Origin of the sequence: Aquiflexum sp. (assembly GCF_041749095.1) — a bacterium.
Classification (GTDB): Bacteria; Bacteroidota; Bacteroidia; order Cytophagales; family Cyclobacteriaceae; genus Aquiflexum.
This window is the reverse complement of record NZ_JBGTCA010000165.1, coordinates 1-3,068: the sequence shown is the minus strand read 5'-3', so window position 1 is coordinate 3,068 and position 3,068 is coordinate 1. Positions and strand designations below refer to the sequence as shown.

Here is a 3,068-nt window from a genome sequence, read left to right as displayed (position 1 = left end):
CACGGGGAAGGAATTTTGGAATCGAGCATGTGGCTGACGAAAATAAAGAAACCTATTGGGCCGCGGAAGATGGAGTCATACGAAATGAGATCCTGATTAAATTGCCACAGAAAACAACGGTCAACCGATTTATGGTACAGGAATACTATCCACTTGGCCAAAGGATCAAAGCATTTACTTTGGAAACCAAAACAGATAATGGTTGGGAGTTGATCGCAGAAGGAACTACAGTAGGTGTGAAAAGAATACTTCGATTTGCCGATGTGGAAACCGATGAAATCAAATTCAGTATAACTGACGCAAAGGCCAGTCCCACCCTTTACAGTTTGGGCGTTTACAATGCCCCCAAACTGCTGATCGAGCCCATTCTCAAGCGAAGCAAGGCGGGATTGGTGGAACTCAGTATTCCTGAAAGCAATGTGGATATCTACTATACTTTGGATGGATCGGTGCCAAATGAACACAGTCAAGAGTATAAATCACCTTTTGAAATTCTGAATCCAACAGTCTTGAAAGCAATAAGTTTTGATCCTTCCAATTATACAAAAAGTGAAGTATTGACTGTCTCATTGGACATTGCCAAAGCCAAATGGAAAGTGGTTCACAATGATCCCAATGCCGAAAAAGCCGTCGATGAAGATCCACAAACCTTTTGGAAAAGTGACAATAACGAGATCATTGTTAATTTGGGAGAAGTTATTGCCATCAAAGGCTTTACTTACCTTCCCCCCCAAAACAGGTATATGAGCTGGGTGATTTCCAAATATTCATTTCATATCAGTTCCGATGGAAAGACATGGACGGAACAAGCATCAGGGGAATTTTCAAATATCAGCAACAATCCCATAGAACAAATCATCCCATTGCAAACTCCTGTAAATGCAAAATTTATTAAGCTTAAGTCCTTGCAGACTACCGATAACCAATTGGCAGCTTTCGGAGAAGTTGGGGTTTTGACAAATGAATAATTATTTGAACCACAAAAGAGACAAAAGGAAACAAAAGATTGAAAACAATCATGCTAGAAATGCTGATCCCATTCTAATAAATTTCTTTTGTTCTCTTTTGTAACTTTTGTGGTTCATTCATTTACTTTTACCAATTTGGTGAGAGTCAGCCCAATATTCTACCATCCTTATTATTTTGTTATGAAAAATGCCTATATCCTTTTACCTTATCGCCCTGATTAACATTTCATCCCAATAACCTCAATATGAAAAGAAGAGATGCCCTCCGGGGTCTGGCCCTCCTGACAGGAGGACTGGTGCTGGTGCCTTCATGTGATTTCTCCAAAGAAGATATTCTCAGTGCTTACCAAAACCTTGAAGTCACTCCAAGCCTAAAACAGCTTTTGGCTGAAATTGCAGATACCATTATCCCCGCCGGAAATCTGAAAGGTGCCGCAGATATTGAAGTTCAGGACTTTATTCTGGTTATGGTCAATGACTGCATGGAAATAGAAGCGCAGCAAACATTTATGTCTGGATTGAAAAGTTTTGATGATTTCAGTAAAAAATCCACAGGAAATAAATTTGGGATATTAACCCAAGAGCAAAGAGAAACCTTGATTTTGGAAGGTTTATCCACTGAGGATGAAAGCCAACAAACCACAAAAGACTTTCTTCGAACTACCAAACGCTTTACCATTCAAGGTTTTATGGTATCCGAATATATGCAGACCGAGGTAAAACCCTATTCCCTGATCCCAGGGGAATACAAAGGGGATGTTCTGATTGCCGACCTTAAACCTGAAAAAATCAATGGCTAATTTAAATATAGATGCAACAAAAGAAAGAACATTTCAGGCCATTGTTATAGGTTCGGGAATGAGTGGGAGTTGGGCGGCAAAAGAACTCTGTGAAAATGGAGTAAAAACCCTTGTCATAGAAAGAGGCCGTGATGTCAAGCACATCAAGGATTATCCCACCACCAATATGCTACCCTATGAATTTGAACATAGGGGACAGATTCCCCAGAAAGTTCAAGAAGAAAATCCCGTGGTAAGTCGATGCTATGCATTCAGGGAAGATGCCCAACACTTTTTTGTGAAGGATAAGGAACATCCCTACGTCCAGGAAAAGCCATTTGATTGGATCCGTGGCTATCAGGTAGGGGGAAAATCACTGCTATGGGCAAGACAGGTGCAAAGAATCTCGGATCTTGATTTTGAAGGACCTGCAAGGGATGGCTTTGCAGTGGATTGGCCTATCCGATACAAGGATATTGCATCATGGTACAGTCATGTGGAGAAATTTGTAGGGGTTTCCGGTAACAAAGATGGGCTTCCAAATTTGCCCGATGGTGAGTTTTTGCCCAGCTTTCCTTTGAATGTGGTGGAACAGTATTTTGCCGATCAGCTCAAAAAACACTATGGCAATGATAGGCATATGGTTTTGGCCCGTTGTGCACATATTACAGGGAACTTGGATTATTATGCCCAACAGGGCAGGGCCAAATGCCAAAGCAGAAGCCTTTGTCAAAGAGGCTGTCCTTTTGGAGGCTATTTTTCCGCGAACTCTTCCACAATCCCTTGGGCGGAAAGGACAGGGAATATGACCATGCGAACAGATGCCGTAGTCCATTCCATTATCTATGATGAGGAAAAAGGCAAAGCGACGGGAGTAAGGATTGTAGATGCCCATACCAAAGAAATGGAAGAATACTATGCAGATGTGATCTTTGTCAATGCCGCTGCACTCAACACCAACTTGATATTACTCAACTCCACTTCCAACCGATTTCCAAATGGATTGGGGAATGACAATGGTCTTTTGGGCAAATATGTGGCTTTTCATAATTACCGGGCAGGCGTATCAGCCCAATATGAGGGACACTTGGAATATACTACCCAAGGAGGAAGACCTACTTCAGGATATTTTCCACGATTCCGTAATCTTCACAAACAGGAGACCGATTTCCTAAGAGGTTATGCTGCCGGCTTCAGTGCCAACCGGGGCACCTATTCTGACCAAAGCGGGGTAGGCGTGGAGCTGAAAGAGAACTTACTAAATCCTGATAAATACGGGCCTTGGAGTGTGGGTTCCCATATGATGGGAGAGACTATACCC

3 protein-coding genes are annotated in these 3,068 nt (G+C 42.1%); all 3 read left to right on the top strand.

Going from position 1 to position 3,068, the window contains the following annotated elements; genetic code table 11:
- Window positions 1-968 (top strand): discoidin domain-containing protein (locus tag ACEW8O_RS08070; protein ID WP_373494109.1); only part of this gene is annotated, 968 nt, incomplete at its 5' end.
- A 245-nt stretch (window positions 969-1,213) separates the two neighbouring features.
- A complete protein-coding gene (locus ACEW8O_RS08065) occupies window positions 1,214-1,768 on the top strand; it encodes a gluconate 2-dehydrogenase subunit 3 family protein (protein ID WP_373494108.1) in 555 nt (184 codons plus the stop codon).
- On the top strand, window positions 1,761-3,068 hold a 1,308-nt coding region (locus ACEW8O_RS08060), incomplete at its 3' end, for a GMC family oxidoreductase N-terminal domain-containing protein (protein WP_373494107.1). The genes ACEW8O_RS08065 and ACEW8O_RS08060, both read left to right, overlap by 8 nt.